This is a genomic window from Nocardia sp. NPDC041819 (genome assembly GCF_055590505.1).
Genome location: NZ_JBVJAP010000018.1, coordinates 24,769 through 42,839, shown reverse-complemented (window position 1 = coordinate 42,839; position 18,071 = coordinate 24,769). Strand labels below are relative to the sequence as shown.

Here is an 18,071-nt window from a genome sequence, read left to right as displayed (position 1 = left end):
AGTGTCGCCAGCAGAATCCCCGCCCTGAAAATCACTTTGGCGAGCCTACCGCTATCAACACAATGCAGCTTCATCCCAGGGACGGGTCACGACCAGCCGAACAGGGTTCATCGAGCTGGGGGCGGCTCACCGCGCCGACGCCGTGTCGCCACCGAGCGACGAGATCGAAGCGACCGACGGGCGGCGCCGCCGTCACTAAACGGCAACCTCTCGCCCACCCGAACATTGCCCGATTGTGATCGAAGACGCGCTATCGCGCCCGATCCTGAGAACTATCCGTAGCGGCCCAAAGGTTTGGGCTGTGCAGCCCCGCTAGCCGGCGAACCCGGGGCACAGGTTGGTGGTGGCGGCGCTGACGAAGAGCACGCCCTGGTGGAACTGGTAGGTGGTCTCGACCGCGGAGATCTCGTCGAGTACCGTGGTGCCGCCGCGCAGGTGATCGCAGGTCGCGTACCCGGCGGCGACCATCTCCTCGGCCTTCTTACCGGGCAGGGTGGCGTTGTTGATGCTGATCTCCTCGAGGAAGGAACCCTCGGCACTCGGGTCGGCGGTGGCGGTGGTTCCGCCCAGCACGGTTGCGCCGAGCGCGGTGGCGGTGACGGCGGTCGCGACGGCGAAGGTGCGGAAGCGGTTGCGGGTGATCCCCATGATGTGGTTCCTGTTCGAGAGGTGTTGTGCCTGTGGGACTTGATGATTCCGGCCCGGCGCGCCCGGAAGTAGCCACCCCAGGGATGAGTCGGCCACCCCCTGTGGCGCGCGGGCCGCACGGGAAGGGCCCGGTGCGCGGACGGGGCCGCGCTCGAAAGCGCGAGGTTTGTTTTTCCGGTTCTGGTCAGTCTGCTGTCGGTCGCGGGCGGAGCGTCCTGGATCGAAGGCGCTCGGGAACTATCGCAACGCCGCTTCGACCTGTGTTCCTCTGAGCCGAATCCGCATCGGCGGGCGATGGTCGCCACGCCGCCACCCAGGGCCCTCGAGCGCCCTTCCATATGCCGGAAGTACTGGGTGGAGGACGTGGCTACTAGTGCTGCTGTCGCGGGATTCAGCAGGAAGTGTTGGCTTGCTCCTGACGTAACGTCAGGTCCTAGCGTCGGCGGTACCAGCGCAAGGTGCGTCGGTGGGAGTGAGATGGAAGCGGATGGACGAGCCGGGAATCGAGCAGGTGTGGAAGGTCGGTGAGCTCGCGACCGAGGCCGGATTGACGGTTCGGACGTTGCATCACTACGACCGGATCGGGTTGGTGCGCCCGGCCGGGCGCACCAATACCGGTCACCGGCTCTACACCGAAGCCGATGTCGCGCGCCTGTATCAGGTTTTGGCATTGCGTCAGCTGGGTCTGGGATTGGACCAGATCGCGAACGTGCTCGCGGGCACCGTGACAGTGGCGCGGGTGTTGGCCGCGCATCGCGATTGTCTGGCTGCTCAGGTTGTTGCGATGCAGGACCTGCACGCCCTGGTGGCGACGCTGGTGACAACGGCGGAGAACCGGCCCGACATTTCCGCGAATCACTTCCTGGAATTGATCAGGAGGACTGTCATGGTCGACGACACCGTCAAGAGATACTTCACCCAAGAGAATGCCGAGGCTTTCACCACCCTCTACTTCGCGCAGCTCACGGCCCGGCAGAGCGCACTGGAGCTTTGGTATGCCGAGGATGCGCAGCTCACAGTCGGGAGCACTTTGTATGTCGGCCCGACGGCGATCTTCGAGCAGCTCGTCCGTCTCCCGCAGGCTGGGTACAACGTCGACGCGATCGATGTCCAGTCAGACACCGAGGCCTCTACGCTTCTACGGGTGACTGGCAATCTCCTGCTGGACGGAGCTCCGGATGCTCGCCCGTTCGAGACATCATTCACGCTGAACGGCTCCTCGATGATCGCCGACCAGACCTTTCAAGGCCTCTAGATCGCGGTTGGAGCTTCCGCAAGATGCCGATCCCCCTCATTCGTCAGGGGTTCAGGGGATCGGCACACCGCAAGCCTTATCGGCAGAGTGACAGGCGGCTGTTCATGTTCGGTTCGACCTCTCCCTACGGGGCCATGTGCGACCAGAACAGCGGGGTCGGGCCGCGTTCGTCCTCGACGGTCGGTTCGACCGGCAGTCGCGGCCGGCGAGGATGTCCTGGATCATCGGCACGTTCACAGAGACGAGAGCGGCCTGACAGATCCGCAGGCACAACACGCTCATCTCTGCCCGTCTTGCCGGTCGAGGCGATCTCACAGTTCCTACCGTGTCAGTGATCTCCTGGCTACTGGTCTCCGCTCGGCCGGTGCGGCCTCCAATCCTGCCTCTGCGAGGGGTTTCGGTTACTCCGAGCAGGCGTGCGAGCAGATCCTGTAGCAGCGCGGGTTCGAGAAGTGGCCTGCAAGAGCCAGCGCAGGTTGGCCCGACGGAACGCCCAGCGCTCCCTGCGCCGTGTAGCGGCGGTGACACGGGCGACCGCCGCGCTCGGGCGACGGGGGTCGAGGCAGGCCGAGCCCGCCTTATCGAGAGACGAAACCCGTCACCGGGTGCCCGCAGCGTCACTGCGGGGTGGCTTGCGGACACCGAGGAACAGGCGGATGTATCCGTGGGTGTCGGTGACGGTGCTGGTTTCGACGTTCACGGCGATGTGCTCGCCGTGCGCGGTGCGCAGGATCATCGGCCGCTGGGCGTCGCGGCGGTAGGCGATGACGGTGCTGTCGCACCAGCGGGTGTAGAACTGCTCGTCGGTTTGCAAGCGGGCCAGCAAGTGCCGCGCAGTGGGTGTGCTGCGGTGTTGACCGAGAATGGCTTTGAGCCACTGCACCATGTGGGTGGCTTCCTCATCCCAGTCGGCCAGCACCTCGTGTGCGGCGGGCGTGAAATACCACAGCGCCAGGTTCCCGGTTTCGTGTAGCCCGGGGAGCGCTTGTTCGAGATTGCGGTTGGCGGCGAGCACATGCCACAGCGGGGAGAAATAGCCGGCCAGCATGTCGGCTCCATCGAGGTCGTCGAGGCGTTCGAGCAGCGCTGGTGTGTGCGTGACACGGGCACGCAGGGTGTCCAGGCCGATCAGCGGCGCCGGGGGCTCCCGCAGTTCGCGGATGTGGCGGATCTGCGCCGCCGAAAGCGAGTATCCGGCCGCGAGCAGTTGCAGCGCTTGCAGCGTGGGGACGCGAGTGCCGTTTTCGACCTGCTGAAGGTAGGCAGCGCTCAGACCGATCCGGATGGCGGCCTTCTCCCGCGACAGGTGTTTGCTGCTGCCGGGCGGGCGGATGGATTCGCGGATCTGACGCAGGTAAGGCCCTAACGCTGGAGGTTCGAGGTCGACACGGTGTGTGCCCATTATCGTGCGCCGGATTCCCGCGCCTGGTGTCGTGCTGTGTTGTGGCGATCGGCTGCCGGTACCCGGCGGTGATGACGTTGGCTGAATAATATTGTCGTTCACTGTCTTTGCTCGCGTTCCTGCTCGTGATCGAGGCCAGAGGGTGGACGCGACGGCTACTGTCGGAGGCGGTAGTCGCTGACTTTCCATCCTTCGGGGGTGTGTTGGGTAGCTGCGTTGACGTGCATGACCTGGTAGGGCGTGGTAGCGCCGTCGCGGTGCAGCACGGTTTGGGTGATGGTCGCGGTCACGGAGCAGTGGGACCGGTCGCAGTCGCTGGAGGCCTGTGCGACGGCGTGCGCGGTGACGATGTCGCCGGATCGCCGCCATGAATCCCAGTGCGGTTGTTCGCGCATGCCGGTGGCTGGTGGACGCTGGGAGGCGCGGGCGAGTTCACCGGTCAGCCAGGGCCGCGCCCGAGACAGGGCCGCCCCAGGGGTGGGGTCGGTGACCGGCTGCCAGGTGAACATCGCCGCGAAAGCCTGTTCGGTCGCCTCGGCGGGGCCCGCGGTGTCCGGTTCGGGGCCGTGGATAGCGTGCTCGGCGTCCCCTGCCGCAGTAGTCGAGGGTGCGCTGCCATCGCCGAGGTCCGGGTCGGCCAGCGCCCATACGGTGATGACCGCGACCGCGACACCAGCGGCCGCGACGACGATCGTGCGGGGCCGGGTCATGGGGTGGAGGTCGGGTTGACGCGGTCCAACAGCCATGCCGACGCCAGTGCTGTGACGGCGTCGCGGACCCACGCAGGCCCGGTGTCGAGGGCGTGCAGCATCTGGGCGTGGCGGTCGCCGTCGAGGGCGGCGATCGCCTCGATGCACGTCGGCTCCGATAGCCAGCGCCGCACCAAATCTTCTACGAGTAGCCCGCGGCCGCGGACGCGGTTGGCCGCCAGGATCAGCGCTTCGAGGTAGTACTGGGCGGTCTCGATGAACTGCGGTGGTTCGCGGCTGGGCAGCTCGAGCACATCGGTGCGCAATGGTTCCCGAACGACGACGGTGTTGATGCTGTCGAGCAGTCGCGCCAAGGCCAGCTCCCGAGTTTTTTCCGGGAGGTGTTGATCGGCTTTGACACGGTCGTAGTCGCGAAACAGTGCCGAGAGGGTGGCGCGCCAGCGCAGCAGGTTCACCGCGAACCGTGCCTGCCTCAGCGTCGTGCCTGGGGCGGGTCGCGCTGCGAGCAGACGCGGTAGTCGCAGGTCGGTGATCATCGAGCTCGTCATGTGTGGGCTCCCCTGTCTGTTCGTCAGCTCAGCGTGGTGCTGAACTCGTGGGTGGTGGCGAGGATCTTGTCGACATACGGGCGAGTCTGAGTGAGGTATTCCGGTGCGCCGGTGGGGAATCCGCCCGAAGCCAGGACCGCGCCCTCACCGGCGTTGTACGCGGCCAGATAGAGCTCGGCCCGCCCGTTGGGAGCGCGGACGCGCCCTTCGTCGATCCAGGTGTCGACTCTGCGGGCGATGGCGCACATGTAGCGGCCTTGGCCCATGATCGCGTCACCCACATCGAAGGGGGATGCCTGTCCGTTGCCGTCGTCGTCGGCACCGTAGGAGGGCCAGGTTCCGGGCATGAACTGCGCCGGTCCTTGGGCACCATCCGGGGAGACGGCGTGAGTTTTGAAGCCGCTTTCGGCTTTGCCTTGGGCGGCCAGCAGGGCGGCGCTGATCTGCGGGCACAGGCCGCCGGCGCGGCGGTACCAGGGCTCGAACTCCGGCGGCACCGATCCGGGCGCGACACCGTCACTGTCGGCGGCCGCGGCTTCGCACTCATCGCTGCTGGCGCGGCCGGAGGGTTCGGTAGGGCCGGTCAGGGCGGAGCCGTTGGGGTAACCGCCTCCGAGCACGCTGATGTGGACGTGGTCGTAGTGGTTGGCCGTGTCCCCGCCGCGGTCGTCCATCACATACGACGCGCCGTCGGGTGAGCGGTACTCCTGGCGCCAGATCACATACTTCACATGGAAGTCGGCGGCGTGGGTCACGACGTAGTCGACGATGCTGTCGCCCAACGCTTTTCCCTCACCGCTGCTGTAGTCGTCGATCATCACGTCGATCGCCCGCCCGGACGGGTGATCGGGGAAAGGATCGGATTCCCGCCACCCGCCGATCGTGTTGATCTGCGGGAAGCTCACCGCGATCGCGCGAGCGAGACGAACAGCGTCGACCTGCAAGTGAGCTTCCACACTCGCCGGTAACGGCGGCAACTCCGCCCCAGGCCCAGCCGCCGCGGAGGCGGCGCGGTCCTGGCTCGGTGAAGTGCTGGTGTCGCGGTTCGGTGGCGGTGCGGCGCGACGGTCCGGGTCGGGTTCGGCGGCGCCGTCCAGCCACGTTTGCGGGTCGGTGGCCTGGCCACCGGTGAAACGGCCACCAGGCCAGGTCTCGAAATGCAGGTGCGCCCCACCGGGGCCGCGGGGGACTACTTGCCCGTTGTAGCCGACGAGAGCGATCTGCTGGCCGGCGACGACCGGCTGGCCCGCCTGTACTTGGAGGTCGGAGTCGAACATGTGCCCGTAGACGGTGGAGACCACCTGGCCGTCGATGTTGTGGTCGATGACGATCCAGGTCCCGAAGCCACTGGCCGCCCCCGCTCGGGAGACCACGCCGTCGGCGGCGGCATAGATGGGAGTGCCCGCTGCGGCGGCGAAGTCGATGCCCCGATGGAATTCCCCGCCTTCGCGGTAACCGAAACCGGAGGTGATCCGGTAGGTGCCCGACTTCATCGGCGCAACCCGCGTCCCGGGCGGCAGCGGTCCGCCAGCACCGGGACGCATCGCAGTGCACCGGTCGTTATCGCGGTCGGCATCCAGCATCAGCAACAGCACCATCAAGATCGCCGACACGTACACCAGCCCGAGCACCGCGAAAATGCTGATCGGTTTCATGACCCGCTCCGCGGGTTCATCGCGGTGAAGGTGTGCGGCCCAGGCAGCGCCCACTCCACCGTGGTCGCCGTGTAGTAGGTTCTCTTCGCCCTCTGTGCCTTCGATGGGGTGAGCGGCACCAGGCAACGGTTATGCCTGGTTCGGCGCGGACGAGCTCTCCCCGGTATCGCATTCGTGCGCCCGTGGCCCGCTGCTAGGTGCGGTGCCAGCCGGTGCCCAGCTGGCCGCCGGCTTCCTGGCCGAGCCGGCCCGCTGGTTCGATTTGCCGCAGCCCAGGTCTTGGCGCGGCACAGGATCGAGCCGAATTGTCCTGTGCACAAAGTCATCGCGACGCTGCTCGTGCGGCGTCACCGCTAGCGTCGAATCCGGCAAAGCGGGTGTTGGTGTCGTGGATGCCGGTAGCGCGTTCTGTGTCGGTCAGTTCAACGATGAACGGGATGGCGGGCTGGCGGCCTTCACCGACTTTCAACAGGAACTTCCCTGTCCCGGGTGGGGTGGGGCGTGGCGCGCCGGGCCGGATGGCTTCGCCGGTCAACGCTTGGGGGGCTGACCAGTTGGTGACCATGGCGCGTTCGGCGGCGGTGAAGGGGATGAACGCCGCGAGCCGGTTGACTTCCTCTCCCGGGAGTGCGCCGAAGATCTTCGCGCGCGCTCGCTCGAGGAATCCGAGTGCCCTCGAGATGGCAGCGTCGCTGCCGAGGGACTGGAGGTCTTTGATGGTGTGGCTGATCATGATCAGCGCGGTAGCGATCTGGCGTTGCAGCCGGGTCAGTTCGTCGACGCGTTCGACCATGAAATCGCCGAGGCTGAGCACCTGCCACAGTTCGTCCATCACGACTTGGAAGTAGCGTTGTGGGGCGAGGCCGGCGTCGGCGAGCATGTTCAATGCCTCGACGGCGCTGAATCCCGCGCCCCAGCAGGCCAGCATCACCGCGGCTTTGAGTTTGCGGTCGCCGGTGGGGATGTGGGAGACGTCGATGCATACCGCGGTCGAGTCCAGGTCGATGCCGACGGTGGTGGGGCCGTTGAACACCTGCCCGAACGGGCCGCGTGTCAGCGACCGCAGTGATTGCCGCAGCGGCACCACCGCGGCCTGATACCGAGCCTCGCTGTCGGCGGCGGCGTCCAGTTGCAGGTCCGGGCCTCCGGCGACGATCACCTCGAGCAGGTCATCGAGGATGGGTTGATGCTGGGAGCTGAATCCGCGCCCGCCTTCAGCGGCAGGCCGGTAGAGGCAGGCCAGGGCGGTGGCGATCACGGTTTCCTCGAAGTCCGCGACGCGGCGGCCGCGTACCAGTTCCACGAGCGCGCAGATCAATGCGATCTGTCGTGCCCGTAGCTCTTGGGCGAGGGTTTGGGCGCGTTCGAACATGTCGGCGGTTTCGAGGCGTGCGAGGACTATGCCCATGACGCCGGTGTCGAGGGGGTTGAGTTGGCCGTATCCGTAGCCGAGGTCGATGACTTGGCCGCCGACCAGTTCCACCAGCGCCCGGTAGTCGGGTTTCACATCGGCCAAGATCAGCGGGGTGATGCCTTGGGCGATGCCGCCGAGCACGATGCGTCGCACCAGCGACGATTTCCCGAACCCGTTCAGTCCGAGCACGAAAAGGCTTGGTGCGGTGATGAATCCGCCGCGTAGGAACCAGTTCATCGGGTCGAAGCACACCGGCGCGCCAGTGCGCAGGTGTGAGCCCAATGGGGTGCCGACCAGTGGGGCGCCCGCGCCGACCGACCACGGCCACAGTCCGACGATCTGGGCGGTGGTGCCGCGCCATTCCGCCGGACGCCCGACCGCCGACACGCGCCCACCGGTCGCCCGGGCGTAGCCGGTGTCGGTCAACCGCAGCGCGGGACGATCGAAGTCCTCAGCGGCTGTGGCGCGTTCGAGCGCGCCGATGTTGCGGCGGCGGTGGTCATCGCGTGACAGCAACACTTTCGCCCAGGCTCCGCGTACTCCCCCACGCCGCTGCCGCGCTATGAGCGCGGCGCGTTTGTCTTCGGTCAGGACCCGGGGGCCACGACGCGCGGATGCGGGCTTGCGCTGTCTGTCGTGTGGTTGGTGTGCTGGTGTGCTGGTCATGGTTCAGCTGTCGAGTGCTTCGGGGACGGTGGCGTGTTCGGGCAGGATGACTCCGACGCCGAGGCAGGCGGCGAAGGCCGCGGAGTGGTAGGTGTTGCAGCGGCGGATGGTCAATCTGGCCTGGGTGGACAGGTCCCGCACGAGCGCTTCGATGCGGGGGATGTCTTCCCCGCGCGGCGCTGTGAGGGTGATGAGGATGCCGTAGCGGGTCAACCCGTGCCCGCGGGCTTGCTCTTGGCGGGCTTGTTCGGCGCCGGCGACGCGGATACTCGCCGACGCCGACACCAGCCCGCCGCGGTTGTTTTGCTCGGCGACGCGGGCGTTGCGGTAGTCGTCGTCGACCAGGCGGGTGGCTTCGGCCGCCGAATGCGGCCGGTAGACGATGGCGACACGTTTGCGTGGCAGGTCGGGGTTGGGTTCCAGCAGCCGTTGCAGCACCCGTTCGGTCACCACCCCGCGAGGGGCTTCGGTCATCTCCCAAGTGATGCTCACCGCGCCGGCGTGCTGGAGGCGGTCGTAGCGTTGCTGCTCGTCTTGTGGTCCGGCCATATCCCAGGTGACGCCGTGGCCGTCGGGTTCGGTCGCGGCGGCTTCGAGGTCGGCTTGGGAGGCGGGGTCGTAGGCGCGGCGCACGAACGCGGTGATCTGTTCGGCGGTCATCGGCTCGGCCCGCACTCCGGCTTCGGCGAGCGCGACGAGGATGCCGGGTAGTCGCCGCCCGATCTCGAGGGCTTGTTCGGCGGGGATCTTGCGCCGCTCGGGGGTGGTGGCTTCGAAGGTGATGGCGATGCGCGGTTCCAACTGGACGCGTTGGCTCGCCAGCTGAGAGGCCAACTCCCACATCACTTTCGACGCCAGCACCGGTGCGTCGCGATGGGTGAGCGCCGACACCTCCCCCATCAGCCGGTTGCCGGTTTCGGGGACCGTGTCGATCACCGGCACGATCGCTTTCACATCTGGTGCCGATCCCACCGACGCCAGGAACGCTCCCCACGCGGCGACCCATTGATCCACCAGGTCCTGATCGACGGCTTCGCCGCCTTGCGGCCAGGCCCGCAACACCACGGTGTACTCGTGAAACCGCGGCAAGTGGATCATGCCGAAGCGGTGTCCGTCGACGGCCTGACCTTCATACATCCGCGAGGGGGCCAGCAGCCCCGGTAGCCGTGTCGCGCCGCCGGGCATCGCGGAGAACGACCCGGACCGGTAGACGTGTTCGCCGCGGCGCCCGCCACGCCACCATTGCCACAGCAGCAGCGCCCGCGCATACCCGGTGCGGCCGCCGATCTGGATCACCAGCGGGGCGGTCACCACCGTCCCGGTGGCGGCGACGATCGCCGCTGCCAGCAGGCCGAGGATCGCCTGGGTGAGCACGACCGCGATGATCACTACACCGGCGGTGATCATCGCCACCCACGACAGCCCGAACAGGCCCTCGGTGCGCGGGCGTGAGCCAGCGCTGTAGGTGCGTTCGACATACTCTGCGCTCACCGCAACCTCTCCTTCCCGGCCGAAACCCGTTGGCCCACCGTGTGTTCAGCGCGCAATGTCATGAGGTCCCAGATCCGGTCCGCGGTAGGGCACCACCCCTGTCGACGGTTCGCCCCCGCCGACGTCGCCGCCGATGCGCTCGACCGCGCGGCCCGCGCCGGTCGCGGCAGCCGAAACTCCCATCACGCCCCGCCCCGCGCGCTGCGCCCCTGACGGGTTCGCCGCGGCCACGGCCGGTTTCGATGCGCCGCCCCCCGACCCGCGGGGTCCCGGCAGCGGTTTCGGTGACCCACCCCCGCCGCCGGTGGGGGCGGCAGGCCCGGCATGTCCACCAGGGGCGGGGCCGCCACCACCGGTGGAGACGAATCCGGCTGTTCCGGCGCCACCGGAGACCGCGCCGCGTGCCAGCAGTGCTTTGCCGCCGGTGGCCGCGACGATGCCCGCCCCGAGAGCGGTTCCGGCTGCGGCCGCGCCGCCACCTCCGGAGCCGATCACGCTCAGGGCGGGGGCCACCAACCGCACCAGAGCGGGGAGCACGAACGCCACGCTGCACAGCAGCACCATCCCGACCAGGGCGCGGTGCGCGGAGTCCATCGAATCCGGCCCCTGCTGCTCGAGGGTGGTGTTGGTGGTGTCGGCGGTGATGAACGCGATCATGTACACCAGCGCCGCTACCGGTTTGAACAGCAGAAACGCGATGATCCACGCGCCGAGACGCTGAAAGGACTGTCGCCCGCCGCTCATGCCCGACGCCGCTGCTGTCAGCGGGTAGATGCCGACCGCGACGACGAGCAGGGCCTGGCGGATGATGGTCAAAGCCACCATCGCCACCGCGCCGAGGATCCCGACCAGGGCGACGATGAACACCAGCCCCGGCCCGTACACACCGAAGCGGTCGGTGCGCACCAACAACTCCGCAGCACCCTGACTGTTGCCGCCGGTGGCGTCATCGATGATCCACAACGAGAACGCATCGGTCAGCCGGGCACCGGCCAGGATCGCGAACCCGGCGATCCAAGTCGTGGCCGTCGAGCGCGCCAAGGTCCGGAACGCCTCTTCGGCGTGCTCAGAGGCCATGTGCTGGCGGCCGATCCCGATCCGCAACGCGGAGACCAGGATCGAGAACGCCAACAGCCACGTCTGCAGCTGGCGGGTATAGGAGTCCACCCGCTGCCACAACGTTTCCCCGCCCGCGGCGGGGTCTGCGAGGATGCGGTCGTTCGGTATCCGCGCCCACACCATGCTCAAGGTCAATGCGTCACCGAGACCCTCGAGCAGGATCTCGGTGACCTGACCGAACGTGGAATCCCACAGCTTGGATTTCGTCGCTTCGATCGCACTGCCGGGATGGGAGGCCGCGTTGCCCGCCTTACACACTGCCGAGGCCAGATCCCCACCGAAGTTGCCCAATCCAGGGATCGACGACAGCGCGTCGTGGATGTCGTTACAGGTCTGGTCGAACCCGTAGGTGGTCGAGGTGCCGGATTCGGCCGGGACCGGTGACGGTGTGGCGGGTTGGGCGGCGCCCGCACCGGCGGTACTGATCATGACCGCGGCGAGTGCGAGGACGGTGAGCAGGAGGCGTCGGGAGAAGGTCAGGCCCATCGTGTCCATCCGGTCAGATCGGTGACGGTGGCGGTGGGCAGTTGGTGGCCGTTGCCGCGGATGCGCCAATCCCCGTCGGACCAGACCATCGGCACGGTCACCGTCACCCACGACCGCGCGGCGGAGGGTTCACCCGCGGTGCGGACGGACAGCCGCAGCACCGCCAGATCGGCGGCGTAACTGTCGAGCCGGAACGCATCAGGTGCTACCAGGGTGCGGGTTACCGGTTCTGGCTGCTGCAGCGGCAGTTTCCCGGAGGCGATACCGGCGTCGAACGCCGCTTGATCCGCAGCGGTCAACACCATGCGAGCGACGAGGACCGTCCGGTCGCCCGGACGCGCGGCGACCTGATTGATGCTCGCCGCGGCGGCCAACGCCGCGCCTTGGGGGGTGTGGGCGTAGCCGCCGGCGATGCCGTCACGGAGGTGGGCCGGGCCGTCGGAGGTGGAGAACGGGATGACCGCGCCGTGCACACGCTGCCACCCGCCGGGTTCGGCCAAACCCGCTGGCGGCGCGGTCAGCCACTCCGGATCGCCGGGCAACCGCGCTGGGCTGGTTTGCGCGCGCGGCTGCCCTGCCGGATTGCGGGGGATGTCCACCCGACGGCCGAACACATCGACCTCCGGAACATCGAAGCCCTCCCCCGTCGGCGCAGCCGGGGCACTGGTCGTTGCAATGAGCGGTGACCTGCCGGCCGGTTCCGTGCGGCGATGTATGGCGTACGCGATCGAGGCGCCGATCATGATCAGCGCCAGTAGCGACACCGCCGCTACAGTCCACATGCTGACCGAGGACTCATCCGCGGCGGGCTTCTGTTGGCGCGACGTCATTGCGGCGCTTCCAATCTCACCCATGCCTGCCCGGCGTCGGCCTCGGCCACCACGGGGTCGGTGGCGGCGGGATCGGGCAGCTGCAGCCGCCAGTCCTCGGCAACCCACACCACCATCGTGGTGTTCACCGCACCGGAGCCATCGGGGAAGGAGGTGTAGATCTGCACGCGCGCGACGGCGGGGTTGTAGTCGGTGACGGTGTAGCCGCGCACGCGCGGCGCGGTAGCAGGATCGGCGCGGCCTTGGATCGAAAGCAGTACCCGGGAGCTGGCCCAAGCATCTTTACCTGGGCCCGCGGCGATCTCGTGGGCGGCGACCGAGGCCCAATGCTCATCAGGAGCCAGCGACATCCGCACCGTATGCACGATCGCCGCCAGCGCCGCGCCCTGCGGACTGTGCGCGAATCCCGTGGCCGCCTCCGCGCTGACCTGCCGCGGCCCCTCGGCGCCGACCGGCACCCGCACACCCTGATAGTCCACCCACCGCACATTCTCGGGGGCTGCTGTCAGGTCCGGGCCGGTAGCCGGCGAGGGTGGTTCGTGGCTGCCGCCGTCGCGGCCGCAGCCGGACACAGCAGCCAGCATCGCCACAGCTGCGGCCGTGACAGCGCCACGCCTCGCCCAACGGTGTCGAAGTCGATTCATGTGCAGTCCTTTTCGGGTGTCCCACTTAGAAGGCGATGTCCATCAGCAGGGATCCGGCGATGGGCCAGGCGACGGTGGCGAACACCCACGACAGCAGCACGCGCATCACATCCGCTGGTGCGGCCGGAGGGCCCGGGGGCGGGCGGAAGTACTCCCATCCGGCGCGGCCGCTGACCCAAGACAGGCGTGCGATCAACCCCAGCTCTACACCCCACAGCAGCCACTGGAACATCTGCTGCAGCTGATCGGTGATCTCCGGCGGCATCTCCTTGTAGGCCAGCACCGTGTCGATCATGAAAACGCCCCAGACACGGCTACACGCCGACGATGGCGTTCATGATCGACCCGGCGCTGGTGGCGACAATGCCGCCGATCAGGGAGCCGACGACCATCTTCGGGGACTCGAGCATCCCGCCGTGCCACTTCTCCCACGCGAAGCGGCCACCGGCGAAGATGATCGCGCACATCCCCGACAGCAGAACGAACCACGTCAACCACCGCACCAACGTGATCAGCCGTTCCGTGCCTGGCGGCGCTTCAGGGGTGGGATTGTTCAGTTGCGCCAACACGGTGGTGTGTTCGGCGGCGGCCAGGATCCAGCTCATGGTCACTCTCCGAGATCGGTGATGGTCGTGTGATGCAGGGTGGTGATGACCTCGGTCACCGCGACCCCGAGATCGCGGACATCCGTTGGTGGCATCGACTGTTGGTGGCGGTTTTTGCCCTGCGGCGTCGGCTGTTCGGGATTCCATACCGGGAGCGCATCGTGCGCAGTAAGGGTCCATTCGTCGTGCCAGTCGACATGCCAGAGGTGATCGACCAGGCCGCTGTAGAGGTCGCGGTCACGGCGGACCGCCGCCGGAAGGCGACCGGGTCGCGCGGCGACAGTGAGCAGCCCTACGACGGTGCTGTCTCCGGCCAGCCCGGCGTGGTGCTGGCGCAGCAGCGCGTCCGCAGCCGCCAACCCGACGACGGTGGCGCGGGCAACGACCAGCACATACGGCGACTCACGGCCGAGAGGGGCAGGCCAACGGCGATGACAGTCCGCCGCGGGAGCCAACAACCGCTCCAGCGTGGTGACTCCCGCGCCGCCGTGGGCTCCCAGCAGCCACACCAGCGGCGGTCTGCCGCCAGGTATCGCACCGCAGCCCACCGGCACCGGGCGATCCCACACCGCAGCCCGTTGGGCGGGCGGCGGCGCCACCACCGCGCGAGCAGACGCTTTCGCACGAGCCCGGTTGAGGGCGGTGCGTACGCGGTCAGTGGTGGGGGTGGTGATGTCCATCGCGACCGACCTCATGCCGGTTCCACCGCCACCACCAGCGTGCGGGTATCGCGGGTGGTGGTCGAGATCGTTTGCCGGTGCACGGTACGGGAGTCGTTGGGCCAGCGTTCGGTCACGGTGACCGCCCACCGGTCCGGCCCGGCCGAGGTGATGTCCACGCAGTGGGTGGTGCCAGTCGGCACGGCTTCGATGCCGGCTTGGATCTCCGCATCGCTGCCGAACCGGCCCTCAGGCGCCAGCAGTGTCCGCACGACCGTGGCGTCACGTCGGGTGTAGTACGAGTGCTCCAGCGCCAGAATCACTTCCGGTCCCGACGCGGTCGATCCGGCACCATTGCCGCTGACCCGATCGGCGCCGGCACGCTGCATGCACCACGCCCCCGGCGCGACTGAGGAAGCCGGTGGCGCAGCCGTGGGCGCGGATGCCGCACTGGTGAGCGGTGACTGGGATTGCGGTGCGGTGGCGGCGGGCCACCCCCAGATCCCGAGGCCGATGATCACGGCCGGACCGCAGATCGACAGCAGCGCGACCAGCAACCGGCTCCGCGACCGCGGCCGGGTGCGGTCAGTAGTCGTCCGCGCAGTCGGCTCAGGCGGCTTGGAGGCCTCCGTTGTCGAGGTGATGGGCGCGGGCTGGGGCAGCCAGGTGGTGTAGTCGACCTCGGTGACGTCCGGTGAGAGCAGTGCCTCGGGTGGGGGCATGTCCAGCTCGTCGGACTCCGGCCAGCTCGGTGGCAGCGGTGAGGACATGCCAGGGACGATGAATTCACCACGCGGATCGGACAACGGTCCTCCTCTCCTGTGCGCCCGCACGCCACCGGCCCGACCAGACATCACGGTGTGGGGCTGGTCGAAGACGGCCAGGAATTGAACAGCCCGCTACCGCCCGGTCGGCTGCTGGTCGTCGGCGCGGTCGTCGAGGGTGCGCCGCCGATCGACCAGCCGCTGCTCGGCGTTGCGGTAGTTGTCGAGGTCGCGGTAGTGGGTGTCGGGCGGGCGGTGAGATCACGGGCGAGGGCACCGAACCAGTCGGCGGTGAACGGCACAGGTGCCGCGCCGTCGGCGGCGATTGGGTGGGCGGTGTAAGCGCCGCGGCTGCTGATCGCGTCGCTGTATTTCACCCCGGTCGTGGTGTCCACCAGGCCGGTGTTGTCGGTGACGTTGGCGACCACCGCCTCGAACGCCCGGTTGACCAGCCGCGACACCGTCGTCGGCGGCACCAGCTGCGGCAGAGCTCCCAACAGCTTCTGCCCCAGAACAGCCAACCCCGCGACAGGGTTCGCCAGCCCGGCGGCGGCGATCTCGACGATGTTGCCCGGTGTGATGACCGCCTTGGCCACCGTGATCACCGAATTCAACGCGATCGTGCCCACTTTCAGCACCGCCTTGAACACGTCGTTGATCTCCAAGGGGGTGCGCGGATCCGACGCCTCGGCCATACGCGCCGACAGCGACGTGCGCGAGGACAGCGACAGCGACGCCAACGACGTGCCCTGCACGTCGTTGTTCACCACGCTGGTCGCGGTCTTGATGGGGGTGAATGCCAACGCTTGAGTGACCGACGCCAACGCGCGCAGCGGGTCACCGCCGGACTGATCTGCCGCAGCGACGATGTTGGACACCACCCGCAAGATCGGAGCCTGCGCCGGGGTGTCACACACCAAATCGCCAGCGACGCAGAAACTTGCCACCCGCCCGGCCAGTGACCCGAAGTCGGCGACCGCGCCGCGTTGCGGCCCGATGCCGCCGCCGGTCAATGGCTGTTGTGGCAACGCCTGAAGCCGGGCCACCGCGTCGCCGCTGGTGCCCGGCGCCGGATCGGGCACCGTCTTGCCAGGCTGACCGGGAAATACTGCGGCGGAGGGGTTGCGGCTCGGATCACCGAACAGCGCCACCCCTGCCACACGCTCGGCGGCGACAGCGCCCGCTCCGCGCGCTACGGATTGCGCGAACTGCGAGGCGACTTGCGCGCCCTGCGCCGCGCCCGCTACCGCAACCTGCCCGCTCGGGCATCGCGACGTGAACTCAGAGGCAGCCTGCGACACCGCCGCGACCCCGGCGTCCACACTGGCTGCGAACCCGCCACCGCCTGTAGTGCCCGCGACAGCTGGGACGGTGGCGTCGTGCCATGGCACATAGACCCGCTGCACCGACCCCGGCGCGGCAGCCGACAGCATCGGACGAAACACCTGACCCAGCACTCCGGAGTCGGTGTCGGGGGCAGCGTCGGCCGCGGCCTGGCCCTCCCCCTGAATGCCGATCACCAACAGCGCCGGGCAGTTCTGGCCGGTGACTGGCTGCGCCCACGTGCCCGGCGCCGCCGCCACGGCGGCCGCCGTCGTTGTCGCGGTGATCGCGGCTGCCGCCAGCAACCGCCGCAGCGGCGTAATCACGAGCAGTCCTCGTCAGTCCCGGCGGAAGCATCGACGTCTTCGTCGACGGTCGGCGTGTCCGGATCCTGCTGTGCGGCAATGGTATCGGCGGTCTGGTCCGAGGGTGGCTCGGTGGGTTCGAGGTGGGTGTCGGACCCGAGGGCCGCAGCCGCTGCTGCGCCGACGCTGGCGCCGACGACTCCTCCGGCGACCGTGGCGGGGATGCCCACGATCGCCGCGCCGACCATGCACCCGGCCAAGCCGCCAGCGAACGCTCCGAACGGCGCCAAGGGGCCACCGGATACAGCGCCGCCGATCACTCCGCCTGCGACGCCACCGATCGCCATGCCCGCGGCGCAGCCGGTTAAGCCGCCGACGAACCCGCCCGCGTTGGCCCCGACGCTCCAGCCGGCGACACCACCGACCATGGTCGCGGCCGCGCGCCGATCGGACTGATCGATGGGCAGTCCCGCCGCGTCGAAACCCGCCGCGATCCACCACTCGGCGGTATCAGCGAGATCCTGTGCGACCGCTTGAGCTTCCGACGGAACCCACTCCGGCACCGCCACCGTCTCCGTGCCGAACCGCAGCGTCCGCGGCTGCATACCAGGCGCGACCGGCTCAGGCGCGGGTGCTTGCTGCGCCTGCTGAGTCTCTACCTCACCAGAGTCCGCTTCGGGCTCGGGTGCCGGTGCTGCAGCCGGCGGACGGGTCGTGACCGCCGGTTGCGTCTGCTGGCTCGGGCGCGGTCGCGCAGGCTTGGGCAGGATATCCACAACAGTGGGTGTGTCCTCCGGCGGCGCAGGCGCAGGTGCCGGAGGTGTCGTGCTCAACCCGGGCTGTCCTTGGCCCGGTGATTCCAGCCCTGGCTGCGCGGCATACGCGGGCCCCGCAGCCAGCGCGGCGGCCACTGCTGTCGCCGCGAAAGCCAGCATCGGCTGACGTCGAACAGTCATATCGTCCTCAGATCCCCAAACCCGACTCGAAAGGCACCCAACGCGCTGGCATGAACCCGTGATCGGATCCCGCTGTCTGCCGCGAGACGGCGGTGAACGCCACGTCCGCAGCGATCTCTCGCCGCGACTTTCTCGCTGATGCCAGAGGGCATCGCCTGTTTGCAGCCCGGACGGGAAGCCTCATCGTCCGGATCCCAGCCACAGAGGCCGCGGCAGCGCCTCGGCGAGGGCGCCCACCAGTTCCTCCGTCAGCGAGGTGATCGCGTCGAGGACCTGGTGGGTGATGTCGGGCACCGGATCAGGCATCGGCGCCGGGATAGGCACTGCCTCGACTCCGGTGGAAAACCTTGCCGCCGCAGGCGGCGCAGTGACGCCCGCGTCGACAGTGAGCAGGCTCTCCTGATTCACCGGCGCCAGGCCCTGCCCCGGATCAGCAGCACCAATTCCGGCGACTGCGACCGCCATGGCCACCGGCAGTGCGCTCAGCGACATCGCTCGGGCGAGATGCCGTCGCCTGGGTGTGTCCATTCTTCGATACCCCTCGTTCGATGAGTGCGCGCGAGCACCACAGCGAGCGTGCTGCCCCCGGAT

At 68.5% G+C, this 18,071-nt stretch carries 18 protein-coding genes; 1 reads left to right on the top strand and 17 read right to left on the bottom strand.

Translation table 11 applies throughout. From position 1 onward, the window contains the following. Nucleotides 1-312: 312 nt before the first annotated feature. On the bottom strand, nt 313-648 hold the full coding sequence (locus ACZ6DL_RS32840; RefSeq protein ID WP_466056958.1) for a DUF732 domain-containing protein: 336 nt from the start codon (nt 646-648) through the stop codon (nt 313-315). A 487-nt stretch (nt 649-1,135) separates the two neighbouring features. Here ACZ6DL_RS32840 and ACZ6DL_RS32835 point away from each other — a divergent pair, with 487 nt between their 5' ends. Beyond that, nucleotides 1,136-1,903, top strand: a complete 768-nt coding sequence (locus ACZ6DL_RS32835; RefSeq protein ID WP_466056957.1) for a MerR family transcriptional regulator — start codon at nt 1,136-1,138, stop codon at nt 1,901-1,903. Nucleotides 1,904-2,501: 598 nt separating this feature from the next. Here the strand turns inward: ACZ6DL_RS32835 and ACZ6DL_RS32830 are convergent. The 16 genes from ACZ6DL_RS32830 to ACZ6DL_RS32755 form a co-directional block, all read right to left on the bottom strand. Beyond that, complete coding sequence (locus ACZ6DL_RS32830; protein ID WP_466056955.1) at nt 2,502-3,305, bottom strand: helix-turn-helix domain-containing protein; 804 nt, start codon at nt 3,303-3,305, stop codon at nt 2,502-2,504. A 155-nt stretch (nt 3,306-3,460) separates the two neighbouring features. Then, nucleotides 3,461-4,015 (bottom strand): hypothetical protein, encoded by a 555-nt coding sequence (locus ACZ6DL_RS32825; RefSeq protein ID WP_466056953.1) that lies wholly within the window; start codon nt 4,013-4,015, stop codon nt 3,461-3,463. Beyond that, nucleotides 4,012-4,563 carry a hypothetical protein gene (locus ACZ6DL_RS32820; RefSeq protein ID WP_466056951.1) on the bottom strand — a complete coding sequence of 184 codons (552 nt, stop codon included), beginning with the start codon at nt 4,561-4,563 and terminating at the stop codon, nt 4,012-4,014. The genes ACZ6DL_RS32825 and ACZ6DL_RS32820 overlap by 4 nt, the downstream gene beginning before the upstream one ends. Before the next feature lie 23 nt (nt 4,564-4,586). Beyond that, nucleotides 4,587-6,218: a VldE C-terminal domain-containing protein gene (locus ACZ6DL_RS32815; protein ID WP_466056949.1), complete on the bottom strand. Its 1,632-nt coding sequence runs from the start codon at nt 6,216-6,218 to the stop codon at nt 4,587-4,589. A gap of 322 nt (nt 6,219-6,540) precedes the next feature. Beyond that, nucleotides 6,541-8,298 (bottom strand): hypothetical protein, encoded by a 1,758-nt coding sequence (locus ACZ6DL_RS32810; protein WP_466056947.1) that lies wholly within the window; start codon nt 8,296-8,298, stop codon nt 6,541-6,543. Nucleotides 8,299-8,301: 3 nt separating this feature from the next. Beyond that, nucleotides 8,302-9,789: an SCO6880 family protein gene (locus ACZ6DL_RS32805; RefSeq protein WP_466056946.1), complete on the bottom strand. Its 1,488-nt coding sequence runs from the start codon at nt 9,787-9,789 to the stop codon at nt 8,302-8,304. 45 nt (nt 9,790-9,834) lie between these two features. After that, nucleotides 9,835-11,403 carry a hypothetical protein gene (locus ACZ6DL_RS32800; protein WP_466056944.1) on the bottom strand — a complete coding sequence of 523 codons (1,569 nt, stop codon included), beginning with the start codon at nt 11,401-11,403 and terminating at the stop codon, nt 9,835-9,837. After that, nucleotides 11,385-12,224: a DUF8175 domain-containg protein gene (locus ACZ6DL_RS32795; protein ID WP_466056942.1), complete on the bottom strand. Its 840-nt coding sequence runs from the start codon at nt 12,222-12,224 to the stop codon at nt 11,385-11,387. Before ACZ6DL_RS32795 ends, ACZ6DL_RS32800 begins: the two co-directional genes overlap by 19 nt. Then, nucleotides 12,221-12,808: a DUF8175 domain-containg protein gene (locus ACZ6DL_RS32790; protein WP_466056940.1), complete on the bottom strand. Its 588-nt coding sequence runs from the start codon at nt 12,806-12,808 to the stop codon at nt 12,221-12,223. Before ACZ6DL_RS32790 ends, ACZ6DL_RS32795 begins: the two co-directional genes overlap by 4 nt. Nucleotides 12,809-12,893: 85 nt before the next feature. Continuing rightward, nucleotides 12,894-13,163, bottom strand: coding sequence for a hypothetical protein (locus ACZ6DL_RS32785; RefSeq protein WP_466056938.1), 270 nt, complete (start codon nt 13,161-13,163; stop codon nt 12,894-12,896). Nucleotides 13,164-13,182: 19 nt separating this feature from the next. Further along, nucleotides 13,183-13,473 (bottom strand): hypothetical protein, encoded by a 291-nt coding sequence (locus ACZ6DL_RS32780; protein WP_466056936.1) that lies wholly within the window; start codon nt 13,471-13,473, stop codon nt 13,183-13,185. 2 nt (nt 13,474-13,475) lie between these two features. Then, the gene (locus ACZ6DL_RS32775; RefSeq protein WP_466056934.1) at nt 13,476-14,168 is read right to left on the bottom strand and encodes a DUF6668 family protein; all 693 of its coding nucleotides are present in this window, start codon (nt 14,166-14,168) and stop codon (nt 13,476-13,478) included. Further along, nucleotides 14,165-14,938 carry a DUF8176 domain-containing protein gene (locus ACZ6DL_RS32770; protein WP_466056932.1) on the bottom strand — a complete coding sequence of 258 codons (774 nt, stop codon included), beginning with the start codon at nt 14,936-14,938 and terminating at the stop codon, nt 14,165-14,167. Before ACZ6DL_RS32770 ends, ACZ6DL_RS32775 begins: the two co-directional genes overlap by 4 nt. A 47-nt stretch (nt 14,939-14,985) precedes the next feature. Further along, entirely contained in the window at nt 14,986-16,545 is a 1,560-nt protein-coding gene (locus tag ACZ6DL_RS32765; RefSeq protein ID WP_466056930.1) for a cutinase family protein, read from the bottom strand. Then, nucleotides 16,542-17,129: a hypothetical protein gene (locus tag ACZ6DL_RS32760; protein WP_466056928.1), complete on the bottom strand. Its 588-nt coding sequence runs from the start codon at nt 17,127-17,129 to the stop codon at nt 16,542-16,544. Before ACZ6DL_RS32760 ends, ACZ6DL_RS32765 begins: the two co-directional genes overlap by 4 nt. Nucleotides 17,130-17,660: 531 nt before the next feature. Continuing rightward, nucleotides 17,661-18,008, bottom strand: a complete 348-nt coding sequence (locus ACZ6DL_RS32755; RefSeq protein ID WP_466056927.1) for a hypothetical protein — start codon at nt 18,006-18,008, stop codon at nt 17,661-17,663. Nucleotides 18,009-18,071: the final 63 nt, after the last annotated feature.